Source organism: Paraburkholderia sp. WS6 (genome assembly GCF_030464835.1).
GTDB classification, from domain to species: Bacteria; Pseudomonadota; Gammaproteobacteria; order Burkholderiales; family Burkholderiaceae; genus Paraburkholderia; species Paraburkholderia madseniana.
In genome coordinates this window covers 84,578-104,461 of sequence record NZ_JALQCK010000031.1, presented here as the reverse complement: position 1 = coordinate 104,461, position 19,884 = coordinate 84,578, and the positions used below count along the sequence as shown (strand labels likewise).

19 protein-coding genes are annotated in these 19,884 nt (G+C 62.0%); 13 read left to right on the top strand and 6 right to left on the bottom strand.

What is annotated here, in order from left to right:
- Positions 1 to 72 precede the first annotated feature (72 nt).
- Positions 73 to 813 (bottom strand): PepSY-associated TM helix domain-containing protein, encoded by a 741-nt coding sequence (locus M0D64_RS30345; protein ID WP_266260471.1) that lies wholly within the window; start codon positions 811 to 813, stop codon positions 73 to 75.
- A 331-nt stretch (positions 814 to 1,144) separates the two neighbouring features.
- On the opposite strand from M0D64_RS30345, the gene M0D64_RS30340 reads away from it, so the two are divergent.
- Positions 1,145 to 3,046 (top strand): DUF3857 and transglutaminase domain-containing protein, encoded by a 1,902-nt coding sequence (locus M0D64_RS30340; RefSeq protein ID WP_266260470.1) that lies wholly within the window; start codon positions 1,145 to 1,147, stop codon positions 3,044 to 3,046.
- Between the two features lie 12 nt (positions 3,047 to 3,058).
- On the opposite strand, the gene M0D64_RS30335 is transcribed toward M0D64_RS30340, so the two are convergent.
- Positions 3,059 to 4,087 carry a serine/threonine protein kinase gene (locus tag M0D64_RS30335; RefSeq protein WP_154559695.1) on the bottom strand — a complete coding sequence of 343 codons (1,029 nt, stop codon included), beginning with the start codon at positions 4,085 to 4,087 and terminating at the stop codon, positions 3,059 to 3,061.
- Between the two features lie 100 nt (positions 4,088 to 4,187).
- The gene (locus M0D64_RS30330; protein WP_035554043.1) at positions 4,188 to 4,400 is read right to left on the bottom strand and encodes a hypothetical protein; all 213 of its coding nucleotides are present in this window, start codon (positions 4,398 to 4,400) and stop codon (positions 4,188 to 4,190) included.
- Between the two features lie 494 nt (positions 4,401 to 4,894).
- Between M0D64_RS30330 and M0D64_RS30325 the strand changes: the two genes are divergently transcribed.
- Both M0D64_RS30325 and M0D64_RS30320 read left to right on the top strand, forming a co-directional pair.
- Positions 4,895 to 6,106 (top strand): MFS transporter, encoded by a 1,212-nt coding sequence (locus tag M0D64_RS30325; protein ID WP_168435642.1) that lies wholly within the window; start codon positions 4,895 to 4,897, stop codon positions 6,104 to 6,106.
- A 350-nt stretch (positions 6,107 to 6,456) separates the two neighbouring features.
- Positions 6,457 to 6,642 carry a hypothetical protein gene (locus tag M0D64_RS30320; RefSeq protein WP_097390922.1) on the top strand — a complete coding sequence of 62 codons (186 nt, stop codon included), beginning with the start codon at positions 6,457 to 6,459 and terminating at the stop codon, positions 6,640 to 6,642.
- A gap of 179 nt (positions 6,643 to 6,821) precedes the next feature.
- On the opposite strand, the gene mgrA is transcribed toward M0D64_RS30320, so the two are convergent.
- On the bottom strand, positions 6,822 to 7,865 hold the full coding sequence (mgrA, locus tag M0D64_RS30315; protein ID WP_154559694.1) for an L-glyceraldehyde 3-phosphate reductase: 1,044 nt from the start codon (positions 7,863 to 7,865) through the stop codon (positions 6,822 to 6,824).
- A gap of 219 nt (positions 7,866 to 8,084) precedes the next feature.
- Here mgrA and M0D64_RS30310 point away from each other — a divergent pair, with 219 nt between their 5' ends.
- Positions 8,085 to 8,291, top strand: coding sequence for a DUF3185 family protein (locus M0D64_RS30310; RefSeq protein ID WP_154559693.1), 207 nt, complete (start codon positions 8,085 to 8,087; stop codon positions 8,289 to 8,291).
- Between the two features lie 61 nt (positions 8,292 to 8,352).
- On the opposite strand, the gene M0D64_RS30305 is transcribed toward M0D64_RS30310, so the two are convergent.
- Positions 8,353 to 9,114, bottom strand: coding sequence for a phytanoyl-CoA dioxygenase family protein (locus M0D64_RS30305; RefSeq protein WP_154559692.1), 762 nt, complete (start codon positions 9,112 to 9,114; stop codon positions 8,353 to 8,355).
- A 462-nt stretch (positions 9,115 to 9,576) separates the two neighbouring features.
- Between M0D64_RS30305 and M0D64_RS30300 the strand changes: the two genes are divergently transcribed.
- Positions 9,577 to 9,945: a hypothetical protein gene (locus tag M0D64_RS30300; RefSeq protein WP_266240704.1), complete on the top strand. Its 369-nt coding sequence runs from the start codon at positions 9,577 to 9,579 to the stop codon at positions 9,943 to 9,945.
- Positions 9,946 to 10,146: 201 nt separating this feature from the next.
- Here M0D64_RS30300 and metK read toward each other — a convergent pair whose 3' ends face one another.
- Positions 10,147 to 11,337, bottom strand: coding sequence for a methionine adenosyltransferase (metK, locus tag M0D64_RS30295; RefSeq protein WP_168435638.1), 1,191 nt, complete (start codon positions 11,335 to 11,337; stop codon positions 10,147 to 10,149).
- 278 nt (positions 11,338 to 11,615) lie between these two features.
- On the opposite strand from metK, the gene M0D64_RS30290 reads away from it, so the two are divergent.
- The 8 genes from M0D64_RS30290 to hslV all read left to right on the top strand — a co-directional run bounded on the left by M0D64_RS30290 (position 11,616) and on the right by hslV (position 19,879).
- Positions 11,616 to 12,500, top strand: a complete 885-nt coding sequence (locus M0D64_RS30290; RefSeq protein ID WP_171925203.1) for a lipid A biosynthesis lauroyl acyltransferase — start codon at positions 11,616 to 11,618, stop codon at positions 12,498 to 12,500.
- A gap of 82 nt (positions 12,501 to 12,582) precedes the next feature.
- Entirely contained in the window at positions 12,583 to 13,446 is an 864-nt protein-coding gene (gene dapF / locus M0D64_RS30285; RefSeq protein WP_171925204.1) for a diaminopimelate epimerase, read from the top strand.
- A gap of 188 nt (positions 13,447 to 13,634) precedes the next feature.
- Positions 13,635 to 14,354, top strand: coding sequence for a DUF484 family protein (locus M0D64_RS30280; RefSeq protein ID WP_171925205.1), 720 nt, complete (start codon positions 13,635 to 13,637; stop codon positions 14,352 to 14,354).
- Positions 14,355 to 14,388: 34 nt separating this feature from the next.
- Positions 14,389 to 15,312 (top strand): tyrosine recombinase XerC, encoded by a 924-nt coding sequence (gene xerC / locus M0D64_RS30275; RefSeq protein WP_171925206.1) that lies wholly within the window; start codon positions 14,389 to 14,391, stop codon positions 15,310 to 15,312.
- Between the two features lie 98 nt (positions 15,313 to 15,410).
- A complete protein-coding gene (locus M0D64_RS30270; RefSeq protein ID WP_154559687.1) occupies positions 15,411 to 16,613 on the top strand; it encodes a class I SAM-dependent rRNA methyltransferase in 1,203 nt (400 codons plus the stop codon).
- A gap of 230 nt (positions 16,614 to 16,843) precedes the next feature.
- Positions 16,844 to 17,947, top strand: a complete 1,104-nt coding sequence (locus M0D64_RS30265; protein ID WP_153134252.1) for a GTP-binding protein — start codon at positions 16,844 to 16,846, stop codon at positions 17,945 to 17,947.
- 659 nt (positions 17,948 to 18,606) lie between these two features.
- Positions 18,607 to 19,026, top strand: coding sequence for an RNA polymerase-binding protein DksA (gene dksA, locus M0D64_RS30260; protein ID WP_054037155.1), 420 nt, complete (start codon positions 18,607 to 18,609; stop codon positions 19,024 to 19,026).
- A 316-nt stretch (positions 19,027 to 19,342) separates the two neighbouring features.
- Positions 19,343 to 19,879: an ATP-dependent protease subunit HslV gene (gene hslV, locus M0D64_RS30255; protein ID WP_028197737.1), complete on the top strand. Its 537-nt coding sequence runs from the start codon at positions 19,343 to 19,345 to the stop codon at positions 19,877 to 19,879.
- Positions 19,880 to 19,884 lie beyond the last annotated feature (5 nt).

Below are 19,884 nucleotides of genomic sequence, written 5' to 3'. Positions count from 1 at the left end.
AACAATTCAAGGAAAGGCCAACGCCCCAAGAACACGGACAAAAGCGCCGCGCAGGCAAGGAAAAAACCCAACTCACATTAACCCACAAACCACAGCGGCAACCACCGAGCCGCCAATCAGCACGACACCCACCACGCGCCGCTTATTCAACTCAGTCCACAGCAAGACACCGGTCAGAGAAAGCAAAATCATCCCCCCCGCAATCGTATCGATCAACAAAACCCACCCAACACTCAACCCCACACCACGATGCAAATTATTCATCGTAGTAAGAAACGAATTCTGCGTGCGTTTCACCGCCACAAACCCATTCCCAACCCAATACTCAGCCTGCACATTCTGAGCAGGCCCAAAAATCCCGACTTGCCAGAACTCCGGCTGCATCGTGCTGCGATCGCCCCACGCCACCGGATGCGCCGGCTCGCGTTTCACCCGCCCCGGCTTGCCGTCGATCTTCAACTCTCCCTTGAGCCACTTCGCCATCTCCATCGGCGAACCCAGTTTCTTCTGCGGTACGGGAATCTGCATCTCCTCGACCTGCGGCTCACCGGACGACACCTTCAACGGTCCGCCCCGATGATTCAGCAGAAAACCCGTCGCGCCGAACATCAGCCCCAACACCGCGCCCCACAGGCCAACCCAGCCGTGCACCTTGCGCAACCACTTGATGAAATTCGCCCGCCGCGAACGCTGGCGCCGCGCCGCCTGCTCGGCGTCGTCCATCAGAGGATGGCCGCGCTCCGGCCTATGTGCCGTGTATTGCGTGCCGCCACCAGCAGCAGGTTTCATATCGATCGAATCAGGCGCGTTCACATCCATGCTCCAGGCGCAGCAAGTTAAACCCTCGCCGACGGGCGGCGACGAAGCGCTCGCTCTCACCAGCGGTAAAGGAAAGTTCGAGAAGAAAGGCCAGACAGACCCGGCTTGCGGTCCAGGCCGTCCGGCTGAGAGGCTGGCTGGCAGTCACAGAGGAGGAGAAATGTGACAGAAAGCTGGCGGCGCCTTTCAATTGAGAATGGATATCATTACACAATTAGGGCATTTGCTCAATCGCAATGCTTGGTATCCGCTTGACATCCAGGCGGCGCAAACCGACTCTAGCTGGCGATCCTGTCAACGTTGCCGTTCCGGATACCTGCCAGCCATGCGCCTCACCTCTTTGGTCTGTCTTGCCTCTCTCGGCTGGCTTGCCGGTGTTCATGGCGCGAGCGCGAGCATCGCGGCCAAACTGGACGATCCCTATACCAACGAAGGTGAAACGCAGACCTTCACCGTCAACGCCGACGGCTCCTTCTCGAAGCTCGATTCGATGACGCTGCGCGTGAACAACGAAGCAGGCGTCGCGCGAGTGGCGCAGCAATACGTCTGGTTCAACCGCAATATGGCGGACGTGCAGATCATCGAGGCCTACACGACCACCGCCGACGGCGTGCGTCACGACGTGCAGCCCGAGCAGATCCGCGACGTGCAGGAAGCCCGCTCGTTCGACGCACCGATGTTTCAGGACATCCAGGAAAAGGTGATCGTGTTCCCCGCTGTCGAACCCGGCGCGCGCGTGCACCTCACCTATCGCAAGACGCAAAAGCAGCCGATCGAGCCGGGCGAATTCAGCGACTTCACGCCGCCCGATCTCGCGCCGACCCACAACTTTCACCTCATCTACGACCTGCCCGCCGGCAAGCCGCTTTATGCCGATGCACGCGGCTTCACCGCGCTTCAACCGGTTACGCGCGACGGCCGCACACGCTACGAATACCGTTACGACAAGGCGCATTTCAGCCGGCTGGAGCGCGGCTCGATCGCGTACGTGTCGTACGGCGACCGGCTAATGGTCTCGACCTTTCCGGACTACGCCGCTTTCGCCGCGAGTTACAGGGCGTCCGCCGCCGACCCGAGCGCGCGCGACTCAGCCGTCACGCGCCTTGCGCAAAACCTCACCACACGCGACCACACCCCGCACGACAAGGCCAAAACGCTGTACGACTGGGTGCGCCGGAACGTCCGCTATGTAGCGATCTATGTTGGGCGCGACTCGGTGGTGCCGCACAGTGCAAGCGCGATCCTCGCGAACCGTTATGGCGACTGCAAGGATCACGTGGCGCTGTACGGCGCGATGCTCGACGCCGTCGGCGTTCGCAACGAGCCGGCCCTGATCAGCAGCGGCTCGATCTATACGCTGCCCAGCGTGCCGGGCTACGGCGTCATCAATCACGTAATCACCTGGCTGCCGGATTTGCAGCAATACGCGGACTCGACCGCATCGAATGTCGAATTCGGCTTTTTGCCGTCGTCCGATATGAACCGGCCTACCGTCCTCGTCAATCAGGGGGTGGTCGCGCAAACGCCGGCCTCCGAGCTGATAACGCGCAGCACCGACCTGTCGATCAAGGTCGAACCGGATGGCTCGGCGAGTTTCACCTATCGGCTGGAAGCATCGGGCGCCACAGCCGAACAGGCGCGCGCGATGTTGCGCACGCAGACGCCCGCGCAACGTGAGGACTCGATCCAGGCGGAACTGCGCAGCGCCAACCTGCGCGGCACCGCGACGCTGACCACCAGCGACCTCAGCGTTGGCGACGGCCCGCTGACGATCACGATGAAAGGCACGCTCGAAAGTCTGGTGGTGCCGGGCGCCGCGGCATCGATTCCGGCGCTGACCAGTCTGGCCGGCGGCTTCGAGGCGGGCACCCGCTACTGGCTCGGCGAACGGCAGCGCACGCAGCCATTCATCTGCCACAACCTGGCGCTGCACGAACGCGCGCGCATTACATTGCCTGCGAATTTTCACGTGCTCGAGATGCCGGAAGCGAAGCGAACCCAGGACCGCTTCGTCGATTTCCAGTCGCAGTACACGTTCGATCCGCTCAGCAACGTGGTGACGATGACGCGCGACGGCGCCACCCATTTCGATAGCGAAGTTTGCACGCCCGACGACTTCGCGCAGATGCGTCCCGCGATCGAAGCGATCGGGCGCGACGTACGCGCCGAAGTAATCGTCAAATCGACGCTGGTGGAATCGTCGAGCGTGGCGTCGCAGGCGCCGTAGAACAGCTACCGCTCAAACCGGCCAGAGCGGCCCTTCCTCCATCGCGCCGAGCTGCTCGCGCAGTTCGAGGATGCGGTCTTCCCAATAGCGCTGCGTGTTGAACCACGGAAACGCCGCCGGAAACGCCGGGTCGTCCCAACGGCGCGCGAGCCACGCCTGGTAGTGAATCAGCCGCAACGTACGCAACGCTTCGACGAGATACAGTTCGCGCGGCTCGAAATCGCAGAAGTCTTCGTAACCGGCGAGCAGATCAGCCAGCGCACGCGAAGCCTCGACGCGATCGCCGGGCAACAGCAGCCATAAATCCTGCACTGCCGGACCCATGCGGCTATCGTCGAAGTCGACGAAATGCGGACCCGCGTCGGTCCACAACACATTGCTCGGATGACAATCGCCGTGCATTCGCAGCATGCGAATATCGCCGGCACGCTCGAAGGCGCGCTCGACGCCTTCAAGCGCGAGATTCACCACGGTCTGCCAGGCGGTGCGTACATCGTCAGGCACAAAGTCGTGCGACAGCAGGAAGTCGCGCGGCTCGTAGCCGAACGTGTTGATGTCGAGCGTAGGGCGTTCGGTGTAGTTCTGCGTCTGTCCAACCGCATGGATGCGACCGATGAAACGCCCCAGCCATTCGAGCGTATCGCGCCGGTCCAGATCGGGCGCACGGCCGCCGCGGCGTTCGAAGATCGAGAAACGGAAACCGTCGAAGGTATGCAGCGTGCGGCCTTCGAAAACACGCGCGGGCACGGCCGGAATCTCACGCGCGGCGAGATCGGCGACAAAGGCGTGTTCTTCGAGAATGGCGGCGTCGGTCCAACGCTCGGGACGATAGAACTTGGCGACCACGGGCGGCCCGTCTTCCACGCCGACCTGGTACACGCGGTTCTCGTAGCTGTTGAGCGGCAGCATGCGGCCGTCGGTGTACACACCGACGCTGCTGAGCACGCTGTCGAGCGCGTCGAGCACGATTTCCGGCTTGAGCCGGGCGAAAGGTACGGCGCTATCGGCGCCGTCCTGTGGGTCGAAATTGTCGTCGTTCATGTCCGCATTGTGCGCCGCGCCGCCGTCAAAGACGAGGACGTCGGCTCACCTTGCGGCTTACAGCCACCTGCAACCACCATGAATCGGACTCAAACCAGCTTCAATGCACCTGTGCGCTAGACGGGCGAACCTGCTCGCCCGTATCGATCAGATCTTCAAGGAAAAAGGGTTCAGTATTGAGATGCTCCGATGTGCCGGGTTCGCCGGCATACCAGGCCACCATAGCCATGTCGCCGAGAATGCGCATGACAATCCCGCGTGCGCCCTGCGGCACCGCGATATGCACCGATCGGACAATGGAACCGATTTGCATGATGTTTCCCCGTTTCTCCCATAGCCGGCTTTATGGTTTCCGCGCCGGTCAAGGTGATGATAAAAGCGCCGCTTCGCCGATAACGTTGCGTACGCACCCAATCTGCTGCGCGTAAGACGCGTGAGAGGTTCGAGTCATTGTTCCCGTTTTGCGGGGCCATGGAAAGCGCGAACTCGGGGCTCTTCACCCGTCGTTTCGCCCTATTCCCATTACAGCGCGCCGGGCCGATGATCTGGGCGTAAAGCGTCGTAACGAGATCATCATAAACCCAGCCGGGGCGATATATCAAAATCATGCCGTCAGCGCGAAAGGAGCGTATTCAGGTCCGCTGACCTCGCGGCGCGCGCACCCGTTCAGTCTCTCCAGCGTATCCTTGGCCTCTTCGAGTACTTTGCGCACCCAAAGGAGATTTTTTCGTGACCGCATCGCCGGATTCCCACCGGACTGCTGCTTCGGCTGTTCCTGTTTCGTCTGCTTCTTTCACTTCCGCTGCTGTGCCTGCCGTCCCTGACATTCCCTATCTCGAACGCGGCACGCATGCCTATTGGCGCGCCAGCATCGCACTACTGTTCGCGGGTTACGCCACCTTCTCACTGCTGTATTGCGTACAGCCATTGCTGCCTGCATTATCTACGGCGTTCAACGTAACGCCGGCACAAAGCAGCTTGTCGCTGTCACTGACGACAGCCGCGCTCGCGCTCGCCATATTTATCGCCGGTTTCGTCTCGGAAGGCTGGAGCCGTCACAAGCTGATGACGGCATCGCTCACGCTGTCGGCGCTGCTGACGATCGGCGTGTCGATCGCGCCGCACTGGCATCAATTGCTCGTGTTGCGCACGCTCGAGGGCCTCGCGCTCGGTGGCGTGCCCGCCGTCGCGATGGCGTACCTCGCGGAAGAAGTACACCCGGATGGACTCGGTCTGGCGATGGGGCTGTATGTCGGTGGCACAGCGATCGGCGGGATGGCTGGGCGTGTGATCACCGGCGTGGTCGCGGATCTGTTTTCGTGGCGCGTGGCAATCGGTACGATCGGCGTACTCGGCATTTTGTCGATGCTCGCGTTTCGCGCTTTGCTGCCGCCGTCGCACCATTTCGTACCGCGTCGCGGGCTCGGCTTTTCCCATCACCGCACCGCCCTGCTCAAACAATTCACGCGACCCGGCTTGCCGTTGCTGTTTCTGCTCGGCTTCGTGCTGATGGGCAGCTTCGTCACGCTCTACAACTACATCGGTTACCGGCTGCTCGCGCCGCCGTATCTGCTGAGTCAGACGGAGATCGGTGCGATTTTCGTCGTCTATCTGACGGGCGTGGTTGCCTCGCCGTGGTCGGGCCGCATGGCCGACACCTTCGGCCGGGCGCGCGTGCTGACCGCCAGCTTGCTGCTGATGGCATGTGGACTCGTGCTCACGATGCTGCATCCGCTGGCAGCCATTGCGACCGGCATTGCTTTCGTGACGTTCGGCTTTTTCGCCGGACACTCGGTGGCGAGCGGCTGGGTCGGACGCCTCGCCAAGGAAGCCAAAGGCCAGGCGGCCGCGCTGTATCTGCTCGCGTATTACATCGGTTCGAGCGTGGTCGGTTCTTATGGCGGGCGCGTATGGGCAAGTGATGGCTGGAACGGTGTCGCCGGACTGGTCGGCGTGCTGCTTGTCGTAGGCCTCGTTGCGGCCACGCGCCTGCGTCAACGCGAACGGATCACGGTATGAGGGAACGCTGCTAATCGGCTTTGGGGAAACATGGCCTGGACGCAGCGTGAAACGTGGCCTGCATGGGGTGTACCCCAGTCAGGCGAGAACTATCCGCAGCGCATCGAACAAGCCTGGAAAGTAAGGCCTGTGTAAGCAAACACTTCACTTTTTACGGGGTTTTTGCTGCAACGCGCCAATCGCGGCGGCCCTTGCGGTACTGGGTTCAGCAGTCTGCGAAGACGCGCTGCAGCGCCGCAAGACGTTGTTATGTTGATCTAACCGTCGCCTATACTCGAATCGACCGTTGGCAGTGCATGACTCCAGAAATCGAGCCGCTGCCCGCGTTGGAATTACATAAGGAGACGGGTATGACGACCTACTTCACGATTGGCGATTTAATCCTGGTCATTCCGATGGCGCTGGCCGGTGCCCTGTTTGTCGGCGCGCTCCCCTGCAAGACGGAATTTCGGCACAACGCGTTACGCGTGCTTGGCGCGCTAATCGGCGTGGTGTTCGCGGTCGTGCTGGTCGAAGGCTTGCCTGCGCTAGTGTAACGGGGTCCGGCGAAGGCGGTCTGTGCGCTTCGCCGATGGTTCGGTCGACTGAACGCAGTCGCTTCGGCCATTGCGCGGGAAGCGTGTGCGCTTGAACTGCGTTGAAAAAAAGCCGCCTCACGGGCGGCTTTCTTCGTTTCTAAGGCGTGTCTCTAACTACGACCTGAAACGCCACGGGATCAGATCGCCTGATCCGTCGACGGTTTTTCCCACAGGTTAATGCCGCCTTCGGTCGCGTAGCGATCGATCTCCGCCAGCTCCTCCTTCGAGAACGCGAGGTTCTTCAGCGCGCCAACGTTCTCACGCACCTGTTCCGCGCGGCTTGCACCGATCAGCACCGACGTGACGCGCGGATCGCGCAGCGCCCAGGCGAGCGCCATCTGCGCGAGGCTTTGTCCGCGACGCTGCGCGATGTCGCTGAGCTTGCGCACGTGCTCGATGTTTTGCGGGCTCAAATGCTCCTGCTTCAACGAACCGCCGCCCGGCTTGTTGACGCGCGCGTCTTCCGGCACGCCGTTCAGATATTTGCCGGTGAGCAAGCCCTGCGCGAGCGGCGTGAACGCGATGGCGCCCGCGCCGACTTTCTCGAGCGTGTCCAGCAATTCCTGTTCGATCCAGCGGTTGAGCATGTTGTACGCCGGCTGATGAATCAGGAGCGGCACCTTGTACTCAGCGAGCAGCTTCGCCATTTCGAGCGTCTTGGTGGCCGAGTATGACGAAATCCCGATGTATAGTGCCTTGCCCTGCTGCACCGCGGTCGCCAATGCACCGGCGGTTTCTTCGAGCGGCGTATCGGCATCGAAACGATGCGAATAGAAGATATCGACGTAATCGAGGCCCATGCGCTGCAGGCTCTGATCGAGACTCGCGAGTACGTATTTACGCGAGCCACCGCCTTGCCCGTACGGACCCGGCCACATGTCCCAACCTGCCTTCGACGAAATCAGCAGTTCGTCGCGATACGGCTTGAAGTCATCCTTGAAAAGCCGACCGAAATTGGTTTCGGCGCTGCCGTACGGAGGGCCGTAGTTGTTGGCGAGGTCGAAGTGCGTGATGCCCAGATCGAAGGCCGTGCGCAGAATGTCGCGCTGCGTGGAGATCGGCGTGGTATCGCCGAAGTTGTGCCACAGGCCCAGCGACAGCGCCGGCAGTTTGAGACCTGACTTGCCGCAGACGCGGTATTGCATGTCCGAATAGCGTTCTGAAGCTGCTTCGTAAGCCATTGCTAGTGTCCTTGATGTTGAAGTCGCCCGGCGATCACGGGCGTGAGGAAATCACATGCTGCGGGAGGCGTGCAGGTTTTATATTCAGGTATGGGTGAGGCCAGACCGCTATGGTAGCCAATCGCCGTGATGCGTGCAGGCGCCCACTATGCGGGATGGACGGCGGCTTGCGGCTCCCCTACACTTTGGCCGATCAAAGCTTAGCGGAGGGATGGATTCATGACGAAAGCGATTTCAATCGCGCTGATTGTCGGCGGTATCGTGTTGTTGTATTTCGGCGGGCAGGCGTTCAACTCGGTCAGCAGCGAAGTGTCCCGCGTGTTCACCGGATCTCCGACCAACAAGGCGATCATGCTGATTGTGGGCGGCGTTATCGCGACGATTGCCGGCCTGACCGGGGTGGCTATTTCCGGACGCAAGCGGTAGAGCGTTCATTGCCTGCGCGGCGCGGGACCAACGGACATCCGCGCCGCGCAAGGCAAAAAACCTAAAAGGCAATTTCGGGCTTGGCCGCCGAGCGAGATCCCGGCAGGGGCACATTGCTCGCCCCGTGATAGGTGAACACCAAAGAAAATTTCACCTGATCGCTGAGATTCTTGCCAGCCGAATGCAGTGTGTTGCAATGAAAGAACACCACGTCGCCGGCCTTGAGTTCCGGCGAAACCGCGGTGCGAATCAACGCCTGATTCTCTTCCAGATCGGAGCGGAAAAACTTCGCCTCGTCGAAGCGGTCGGACGTGAAGACTGCGCTGTGCGATTTCGGAACCAACCACAACGCGCCGTTATCTACCGTCTCCGACCCGACCGCAAGCCACACCGACACCAGGTCGTCACGCTCGAACGACCAATACCTCACGTCACGATGCCAGCCGGTCAAGCTGCCATAGGCAGGGTGCTTGGTCATCATGCAATTGTGATGCGCCCGCGATAGGCGCGGCTCCTCACCGAAGTACAACTCCATCCAGCCGCGAATTTCCGGCGCGGTCGCCCATTGCGCAAAATGCGGATGGCGCCCGTACGCATCCAGCAGGCGGCGAACCGTATGTCCGCCCGGCGCGTGTTTGGATTCCGGTGCGCCCGGATACCGCAGATCCGCTTCGAACTCGATCGGCGCCGCCGCTTCCTGCAACTGGCGCTCCGCAATCTGCTTCAGTTCAGCGCAACGCTCGGGCGAAACCAGTCCCGGCACGACGACAAATCCCTGCTCCCGCAACGTTTGAATCTGCTCTTTCTTCGAGTGAAGTGACATGGTGTTCCGTTACTTTCGACTGACTGATGCTCGATTGTAAAACGGGCGCGATCGGACCGTGCGCTGTTTCACCTGTCGGGAAGCCATGACCTTACGCACTACTTTCACGCGAATGGGCGGTTTGCATGGCACGCTGTCAGGGCACGCACGCACGAAAATCGATCGCAAAGGGCGCGACCGCGCAAACACGCACGTCGCGTTCACCCCGTAAAAACCCGTATTCGCAGGGTAAAAACCGACTTTCTGACGTCATGAATCGCGTGTAGCCTGCACAAATGTTGATCGTTCCTCCCGCACTTTTACGGCACGCACAGGCCGCCAGGGCCGACTCCGCCGTCCTCCGTGTCCTTTCCAGTCGAATTCCGGGCTTTCGCGCCGTCCATCGCGACACCGCCGTTGGCACATTTGCTGCTCCTTCTGGCGCACACTCCGTCGCGCGACACGTTGCCTACTTGTGAAGCCATGCATACTCTTCTGAGCACCCGTCTTACCCGCGCCGCATTGAAAGCGGCGCGTCCGGCGCGCCGCCATGTCGTGCGTGCACTGCGTCACCATGCCACCCGCACTCGCGCCTTAGGCGAACAATGGCGCGAAGCCAAAGCGGTCGACGGCATTCGCACGTGGTTCCACACCTTCTTCTCCGCACTGCGCCTGCAAGGCAGTTCGCGCCGCTTTTCGCTGCGCACGCTGCTGCGCAAACCGACGCCGCTGCGTCTCACCGCCACGCGCAATGCGCCAGTCGTCGCCCCGCAAAGTACGAGCCGCCGCCCGCGCCGGATGTCGACGAGTGGTAGCACCGGCTGGTTTGCGTTCGCGTTTGCGAGCCGCTGAATCAGCAGATGAATGAGCCGTTGAGCGAGGCGCCAATTCAGCCTCGAATGGCCCCACGTCCGCATTCCAGCTACAGCGAGCACATCCCGTTGCGGCGTTGACGCCGTCATCGCCCCACCGTACAGCGTATTCGAAGGCAATAAAAAAACCCCGCCCGGCTTTGCGCCGGCGGGGTTTTTTGCTGAAGCGGACTGCGTGCGCTTATTCGGCGAGCGCGACAACCGGTTCGGTGCCTGCTGCTTCGGCGAGCACCAGAGCCTTATCCGTGGCTTCCCACGTGAATTCCGGCTCTTCGCGGCCGAAGTGACCGTAAGCCGCGCTCTTCTCGTAGATCGGGCGCAGCAGGTCGAGCATCTGGATGATGCCCTTCGGACGCAGGTCGAAATGCTCCAGCACCAGACGCGTGATCGTTGCATCCGACACGCGGCCCGTGCCGAACGTGTTGACCATGACCGACGTCGGCTGGGCAACGCCGATCGCGTACGACACCTGAATCAGGCAGCGCGACGCCAAACCAGCCGCCACGATGTTCTTCGCGACATAACGGCCGGCATAAGCCGCCGAACGGTCGACCTTCGACGGATCCTTGCCCGAGAACGCACCGCCGCCGTGCGGAGCCGCGCCGCCGTACGTATCGACGATGATCTTGCGGCCCGTCAGACCGCAATCGCCTTGCGGGCCGCCAATCACGAACCGGCCGGTCGGGTTCACCAGGAACTTGATGTCGCCCTTGATCAGGTCAGCCGGCAGCGTCGGCTTGATGACTTCTTCGATCACGGCTTCTCGCAGCGTGGCCAGATCGATGTCCGGCGAGTGTTGCGTGGACAGAACGACCGTGTCGATCGCATGCGGCTTGCCGTCGACATAACGCACGGTAACCTGCGACTTCGCATCCGGACGCAGCCAGGGCAGACGGCCGTCGCGGCGCAAATTCGCCTGACGCTCCACCAGACGGTGCGACAGGTGGATCGGCAGCGGCATCAGTTCCGGCGTTTCTTCACACGCATAACCGAACATCAGGCCCTGGTCGCCGGCGCCTTGATCGAGGTTGTTGTCGTGCGCGCGGTCCACGCCCTGGGCGATGTCCGGCGATTGCTTGTCGTAAGCCACCAGCACCGCGCAGCCGCGGTAGTCGATACCATAATCGGTGTTGTCGTAGCCGATGCGCTTGATCGTGTTGCGCGCGACCTGGATGTAATCGACGTTCGCGGTGGTGGTGATTTCACCGGCCAGCACGACGAGACCCGTGTTGCACAGCGTTTCGGCTGCGACACGCGAGTACTTGTCCTGGGTCAGGATGGCGTCGAGGATTGCGTCCGAGATCTGGTCCGCGACTTTGTCGGGATGGCCTTCGGAGACGGATTCGGAGGTGAAGAGATAGTCGTTTGCCACGTTGCAGACTCCTGTTGTGTGGTTACGGTTGAGTTTCACGTAGCCAGCTTCGGGAGCCTTGAAGCGGCGACGCTTTAGCGGATTACCTTACCGGCAGGGGGCCTATCCCATGGATCGCACCCGCCAGCTTCGCCCCGCAAGTTGTCTATTAACTCGGCGAAGCCATTATTATAGCGACTTCCTTCGATTGTCACAGAGTGATCACCCGTGGTGTATTTCGACCCGTCTTCAGGTTTCTTGAGCAAAGCGTCGCTCGACGCCCTACACGGAGGGGAGGCATGCTAAGTCGTGTTGGTGCCTACCTGGCCATTGGACTGCTGAAATTTCTGGCGTTATTGCCGTACGGTTTCGTTGCGCGACTGGGCGACGGGCTGGGCTGGCTGCTTTATCAGATCCCCAGCAACCGTAAGCGCATCGTCCACATCAATCTGAGCTTGTGTTTCCCGGAGTGGAGCGCCGAGCATCGCGAAGAGATCGCGCAGAAACACTTCCGCCACGCGATCCGCAGCTATGTCGAACGCAGCGTTCAGTGGTTCGGGTCCGCAAAGAAGCTGGAGAAGCTCGTGCAGGTGGATAGCGAGATCGATCTGCTGGACCCCGACATGCCGCCCACCCTGTTGCTCGGCGCGCATTTCGTCGGCATTGAGGCGGGCTCCGTGTTCATCAATCACGCGCTGCGCCGGCAGTGTGGCGCGCTCTACCAGCCGATGTCCAACAAGGTGCTCGACGACGTGGCGATCGCCGCGCGCGGCCGCTTCGGCGCAGACATGGCAAGCCGCGCCGACAGTGCGCGCATCGTTCTGCGCTGGTTGCGCGACCGCAAGCCGGTCATGCTCGGCGCCGATATGGACTACGGCGCACGCAATTCGACGTTCGTGCCATTCTTTGGCGTACCGACCTGCACGCTGACGGCCGTCGGGCGGCTCGCCGGGGTCGGCCATGCGCAAGTCGTACCGTTCATCGGCGAGGTGCTGCCGAACTACAAGGGCTACCGGCTGAAGGTCTTCAAGCCTTGGGACAACTATCCCACCGGCGACGACGACGCCGACGCGCGCCGCATGAACGCCTTCCTCGAAGAGCAGATTCCGCTGATCCCCGAGCAGTACTACTGGGTGCACAAGCGCTTCAAGACCCGGCCGCCGGGCGAGCCGAGCGTCTACTGAGCGGCCTTCGAAAAAAGCGCCCGAACGCTTAAATAAAACGGCGTTCGGCCGCACCTGCGGGCGCGTCACTTACAATAGCGCGATGAAACTGAAATTCACCAAAATGCACGGCGCGGGTAACGACTTCGTCGTGCTAGACGGCTACACCCAACCGGTCAATCTGACGCCGGTGCAGGTGCGCGCGCTCGCGGACCGGCATTTCGGCGTCGGCGCCGACCAGTTGCTGCTGGTCGAGAAGCCCACCGTGGACGGCGTCGATTTCAGATATCGCATCTTCAATTGCGACGGCGGCGAGGTCGAGCATTGCGGCAATGGCGCGCGCTGCTTCGTCAAGTTCGTGCGCGACAACGGCCTGACCGACAAGCGCAGCGTGCGCGTGCAAGTGCAGAACGGCACCATCCTGCTGACCATGCAGGAAAACGGCGAGGTGCTGGTGGACATGGGTGCCCCCGTGTTCGAACCGGAGCGCGTACCGTTCGCCACCAAAGGCCTCGAAGGCCGCCGCGAGGGTGCGGACACGCTCTGGCCGCTCGACGTGAACGGCGTGACGCGCTGGATTTCGGTGGTGTCGATGGGCAATCCACACGCGGTGCAAGTGGTCGACGATGTTGAAGATTTTCCGGTCCTCGTCGAGGGTCCGGTGATCGAACGGCATGCACGTTTCCCGCAGCGAGTGAACGCGGGTTTCATGCAGATCGTCGGCCGTAGCGAGATCAAGCTGCGGGTCTACGAACGCGGCGCCGGCGAAACGCTGGCGTGCGGCACGGGCGCGTGCGCGGCAGTCGCTGCCGGCATTCGCCGCGGGCTGCTGGACGCGCCGGTGCAGGTGCACACGCACGGCGGCAAGCTGACCATCACGTGGGACAGCACGCAAGACGGCGCGCCGCTGCTGATGGCCGGCCCCGCAGCAACCGTTTTTGAAGGCGAGATCGAACTGGCCGATTGACCCGCGCCAGCGCACTACCCGATTCAGCGGCCGAGCGATCGGCCCAGGAAGTACCAGACACGTGGCCTCGAACAGGCCTATGAAGAAGCCGATGAAAGGCCGGACGAAACAGCGCTTTCACCGGCCGACCGAACTCATGACCGATGCGCCGCCCGAAGGCGTCGTCCCGTAGTCCTTTAGCCGAAACCATGAACGATCGCGAAGTCGCCGAATATCTGCTCGCCAACCCCGAATTCTTCGCCGAACACGCGGAAATGCTCGCGACCATCCGGCTTGCGAACCCGCACGGCAAAGCCGCGGTGTCGCTGCAGGAGCGGCAGATGGAAATGCTGCGCGACAAGAACAAGCATCTCGAACGGCGTCTGGCCGAACTGCTGCGCTACGGTCACGAAAACGACAGCATCGCCTCGAAATTCAATCGCTGGACCATCCGCGTGATGGCCGAGCGCGATCCGTACGCCTTGCCGCGCACGATCTCCAACGGCTTGCGCGATATTTTCGACGTGCCGCAAGCCGCACTGCGCGTGTGGGATGTCTCCGAGCCGTATGCGCAGGCTGAGTTCGCGCGCCATGTCGGCGAGGAAGTGCGAATCTTCGCGAATAGCCTCACCACGCCGTACTGTGGCGCGAACACCGGCTTCGAAGCGGCGCAGTGGCTGGTGCCGGCGGTGTCGGCGGTGAGCGACGACGGGTCCGCAGGCGGTACAGGCGAGTCCGCGCACGCCACTGAGTCGATTGCGCTGCTTGCACTGCGCGACCCCGAAGGCAAGGAAGAAGCGTCCACCTTCGGCCTGCTGGTTATGGGTTCGGCCGACGCCCGCCGCTTCCACGACGGCATGGCGACCGATTTCCTGACGCAGATCGGCGCGTTGGCAAGCGCGGCGCTGAGCCGTCTGCTGCCGCGCTAAAGCCGCTGGTCCGCCGATCCCGCCAAAGGCCATCGTGACCGAAGCCGACCCGATCGCCGCCTATCTGTCGAATCTCGAACATGAGCGGCGACTGTCGGCGCATACGCTGCGCGGCTACACGCACGAACTCGAAGAGCTCAAGCTGCTGGCCAAAGGCCGGCCGCTCGAAAGCCTCACCGCTGTCGATATTCGCGGCGCGGTTTCACGGGCGCATGCCGGCGGCCTGACGGCGCGCTCGATCAGCCATCGGCTGTCGTGCTGGCGAGCGTTTTACCGCTGGTTCGCGGGTCGCGTCGATCTGCCGGCTAACCCGGTCGCCACCGTGCGGGCGCCGAAGCAGGCCAAAGCACTGCCGAAAGCGCTTTCCGTCGACGACGCCACACGCCTGATGGAAAGCCCGCCCGCTGCGACGCCCGAAGGTTTGCGCGACCACGCGATGCTCGAACTGTTCTACTCGTCAGGCCTGCGTTTGTCCGAACTGGTCGGCCTCGACGCCCGCTTTGCTGACGCCGACGGCTACCGCTCCGCGGGCTGGCTCAAGCTCGACTCCGCCGAAGTCGAAGTGCTGGGCAAAGGCAACCGGCGCCGCATCGTGCCGGTCGGCCGCAAAGCGATCGACGCCTTGAACGCGTGGCTCGCGGTGCGCGATCAGATGGTGAAACACGATCCGCATCCGCTGTTTCTCTCGGCGCGCGGTAATCGGCTGTCGCCGAATGTCGTGCGTGATCGCGTGAAGCGCGCGGCGCTGGTCGCCGGCATTCCCGCCAATGTGCACCCGCACGTGCTGCGGCATTCGTTCGCCACGCACGTGCTGCAATCGAGCGGCGATCTGCGGGCCGTGCAGGAACTGCTCGGGCACGCCAGCATCACCGCCACGCAGGTCTACACCGCGCTCGATTTCCAGCATCTCGCGCACGTCTACGATCAGGCGCATCCGCGCGCCAAAAAACGCGACTGATTCCGCTCTTTGCTTTTTGCGGCTTGCGGTCTCCGCCTTCGCTTCACCTGCCGTGTGCCTCTTTGTCCACGCGGCCTACTGCTCCTGCTGACACCCTGATGAATACCGTTACGCTCAAACCGTCGAAAGAAAAATCGCTGCTGCGCCGCCATCCGTGGGTCTACGCCAACGTGATCGATCGCGTCGACGGCAATCCCGCGCCCGGCGCGACCGTGCTGGTGCGCGCGCACGACGGCCGCTTCCTCGCCCGCGCGGCCTACAGCCCGCATTCGCAGATTCGCGCACGCGTGTGGAGCTTCGACGAAATGGAGCCGATCGACCACGCGTTCTTCAAGCGCCGCGTGCAACGCGCGCTCGCGCATCGTCAAACGATGGTGCACAACACCGGCGCGGTGCGGCTGATTTTCGGCGAAGCGGACGGCCTGCCTGGCCTGATCGTCGATCACTACGTCGCTGAGGACGCAGGCCAGCGCAGCCAGCTGGTGTGCCAGTTCATGGCGGCGGGCGTCGAAGCATGGAAGGAAGCGATCGTCGCGGCGCTGACCGACGCGACCGGCTGCCCGAACGTCTACGAGCGCTCGGACGTGTCGATTCGCCAGAAAGAAGGGCTCGAGCAGATCACCGGCGTACTGGCCGGAGAAGCCCCGTCGGAAGCGCTGATCGCGAGCGAAAACGGCGTGCGTTATCACGTCGACGTGCGCAACGGCCACAAAACCGGCTTCTACGTCGACCAGCGCGACAACCGCCTGCTGGTGCAGGAGCTGGCGAAGGATCGCGACGTGCTGAACTGCTTCTGCTACACCGGCGGCTTTTCGCTGGCGGCCTTGAAAGGCGGGGCAAAGCGCGTGGTGTCGATCGATTCGTCCGGCGACGCGCTCGCGATCGCACAGCAGAACGTGGCCGCCAACGGTTTCGACGCCGAACGCGCCACCTGGCTCGACGCCGACGCGTTCAAAACCCTGCGCCGCCTGTACGACGAAGGCGAACGCTTCGACCTGGTCGTGCTCGATCCGCCGAAATTCGCGCCGTCGCGTGAACACGTGGACCGCGCCTCGCGCGCCTATAAGGACATCAACCTGACCGGCCTGAAGCTGCTGCGCCCGGGCGGCCTGCTGTTCACCTACTCTTGCTCCGGCGCGATCGACTCCGAATTGTTCCAGAAGATCGTGTCAGGCGCGGCGGCCGATGCGCGTGTCGATGCGCGGATTCTCAAGCGCCTCGGCGCCGGGGTCGACCATCCGCTGCTCACCGCCTTCCCCGAAGGCGAATACCTGAAAGGCCTGCTGTTGCAAATTGCCTGATCGCCCATAGCTTCAGGGTTATTTCCCACGTGCCGCGAAGGGGTTCGCCCCCGCTGCCAGCGCCGGCTTGACAGATATGTTTCAATATCCGGCTAGATCGGGTCGCGCGCCGTCAGGCTGCCGCGCCCGGCAAACCGGATTCGCAGACGCATTCGCCGCAGCTTGCGCGGCTGTTGCACATTCGCGCTGTAAATTCGATTACGCACAGACTCACGTACAAGGCGACCAATATGATCCCAGTCACCATCCTGACCGGCTTTCTCGGCAGCGGCAAAACCACCCTGCTCAAGCGCATCCTGAACGAAAAGCACGGCATGAAGATCGCCGTGATCGAAAACGAGTTCGGCGAAGAGAACATCGATAACGAAATTCTCGTGCAAGACACGAGCGAGCAGATCATCCAGATGAGCAACGGCTGCATCTGCTGCACGATCCGTGGCGACCTGTCGCGCGTACTCGGCGATCTGGCGGCGAAGAAGCAGTCCGGCGAACTGGATTTCGACCGTGTCGTGATCGAAACCACCGGTCTCGCCAATCCGGGCCCGGTCGCGCAGACGTTCTTCATGGACGACCAGATCGCCAACGAATTCCTGCTCGACGCGATCATCACGCTGGTCGACGCGAAGCACGCGAACCATCAACTGGACGAGCACGAAGTGGTGCAACGCCAGGTCGGCTTCGCCGATCGCCTGTTCATCACCAAGTCGGATCTGGTCGACGAAAAGCACCTGGACGATCTGCGCCATCGCCTGCTGCACATGAACCCGCGTGCGGCGATCAAGGTCGTCAACTTCGGCGAAGCGGACATCAAGGAAATCTTCGATCTGCGCGGCTTCAACCTCAATTCGAAGCTCGAAATCGACCCGGACTTCCTCGCTGAAGACGAACATGCTCACAGCCACGCTCACGCGCATGACGAGCACGGCCACACCCATGCCGATCACGACGATCACGATCACGAAAACTGCGATCATGATCACGGCAAGTGCGACCACGAAGGCCACGATCACGCGCATCACCATCACGCGCACCATGACGACAAGATCAAATCGTTCGTCTACCGCAGCGACCGTCCGTTCGATCCGAACAAACTCGAGGACTTCCTCGGCGGCATCCTGCAGATCTACGGCGAGCGCCTGCTGCGCTACAAGGGTGTGCTGTATATGAAGGGCGTCGACCGCAAGGTGGTGTTCCAGGGTGTGCACCAGATGATGGGCAGCGATCTGGCCGCGAAATGGCAGCCGATCGAGAAGAAGACCAACAAGATGGTGTTCATCGGCATCGAACTGCCGCAAGACCTGATCACCGATGGCCTGGACGCCTGTCTGGCGTAAGCGTCACGTGTGCCGCGCCTTACTGGGTCAGGCAAATGGCACGGCACGCGGCATGCTGGAGCGCGCTAATCATGAGCGTGTGTCCGGCGGGCATCGCGGTAATCGTCTGCAGAATACCGAGAGGAGCGCCCCGAAAGCCTGCTGAAATGTCGGCTGTGTGAAAAGCACGTGAAAACCCTGCTGTATTAAAGCGTGCACGACCATCGCTTTTTGACCGTGCGCGCGTTATATTTTCGGGATATCAGTGCGCCGCCGGGGTATTTTCACCAGTTGCGGTGCTGGATTGTGATTCAGTTACAATACGTGCCCACTGGAGAATGACAACGAATTGCCCGGTCAGCGCGTATTCCGCGCCGGGCCTGAAACGGCGCCGGAAAATCTTATCCGGAACTCACGCCGACAATGCCGGCTGGCACAGCAGACAATGCTCGCTGCCGGCAAGCAATGCCTCAGGAGCATTTGAGAAACGGTTTCCAGAGGAGTTCGGCCCCGCATTGGCGTAGCGACGCCCGGCGCGTGGGCGCAAGGCGCTTCGGCGTCACCGACAGCCCATCGTCCGTGCCCGCCCAGCGCTCAGCGTCCTCGTGGCGCCTTTGCGGGCAATACGAAAGTGCGGGCACTATGTAAGAGTTTTGCCTCACATTGAAGAAGCAAGCCAGATGACGACGAAACGACTCTTGACTGAAGCCGAAATCCTGAAGATGAGCGACAAGGATTACATGAATGAGGATCAGCTCGCTTTCTTCAAGAACAAGCTCGAACAGCTGCAGGCGGACATTCTCCGCAATGCCGGCCAGACGACCGAGAACCTGCGCGAAACAGTAATCGTGCCGGACCCGGCCGACCGTGCAACGATCGAAGAAGAGCATGCGCTGGAACTGCGCACGCGCGACCGCGAGCGCAAGCTGCTGAAGAAGGTGCAGCAATCGATCGCGCGCATCGATTCGGGTGACTACGGCTGGTGCGAAGAAACCGGTGAGCCGATTGGTGTTCCGCGTCTGCTCGCACGGCCCACGGCAACCCTGTCGCTCGAAGCGCAGGAACGCCGCGAACTGCGCCAGAAGCTGTTCGGCGACTGAACGCCAACGGCGCGGCTTCGGCTCCGCGCCCTTTTAAGCTGCTTCGTCGAGAGGCGCACGGTGATCTGTGCGCCTTTTTTCTTTTGTGTGCGCCTCCGCACAATCCCCCGCTCTGAACCCCGTGTTTTTGTCTTATGCCGTTTGCCGGCTCTTGATATGACCGCGCACGCCCTAAAATAAGTCGAACATGCGTTGCACGAGCGCGCGCCGGCCGGTTGATCGTTTCAGCGTTGCGCGCCGTCCGCTTCCAGGATTCATGCGGTGGTGCATTACCTTGTGCTGCCGTGTCCTACCCGTTTTGCAAAGAGGAACGCATATGGAGCAATTTCACGGCACAACGATCGTTTCCGTGCGCCGCGGCGACAAGGTCGCGCTTGGCGGCGACGGCCAGGTGACACTGGGCAACATCGTCATGAAAGGCGGTGCGAAGAAAGTCCGGCGCATCTATAACGGCAAGGTGATGGTCGGCTTCGCCGGCGGCACGGCCGACGCTTTCTCGCTGCTCGACCGCTTCGAAGCGAAGCTGGAAAAACATCAGGGCAATCTGACCCGCGCCGCCGTCGAACTCGCCAAAGACTGGCGCACCGACCGCATGCTGCGCCGCCTTGAAGCGATGCTGATCGCGGCGGACGCCACCACCACCCTCGTCATTACCGGTAACGGCGACGTGCTCGATCCGGAAGGCGGCATCTGCGCGATCGGTTCGGGCGGCGCTTACGCGCAAGCCGCGGCCAAGGCGCTCGTTGACAACACCGAGCTGTCGCCCCGCGAGATCGTGGAGAAGTCGCTGGAGATTGCCGGCGACATGTGCATCTATACGAACCATAACCGCGTCATCGAGACGATCGAGTAAGGACC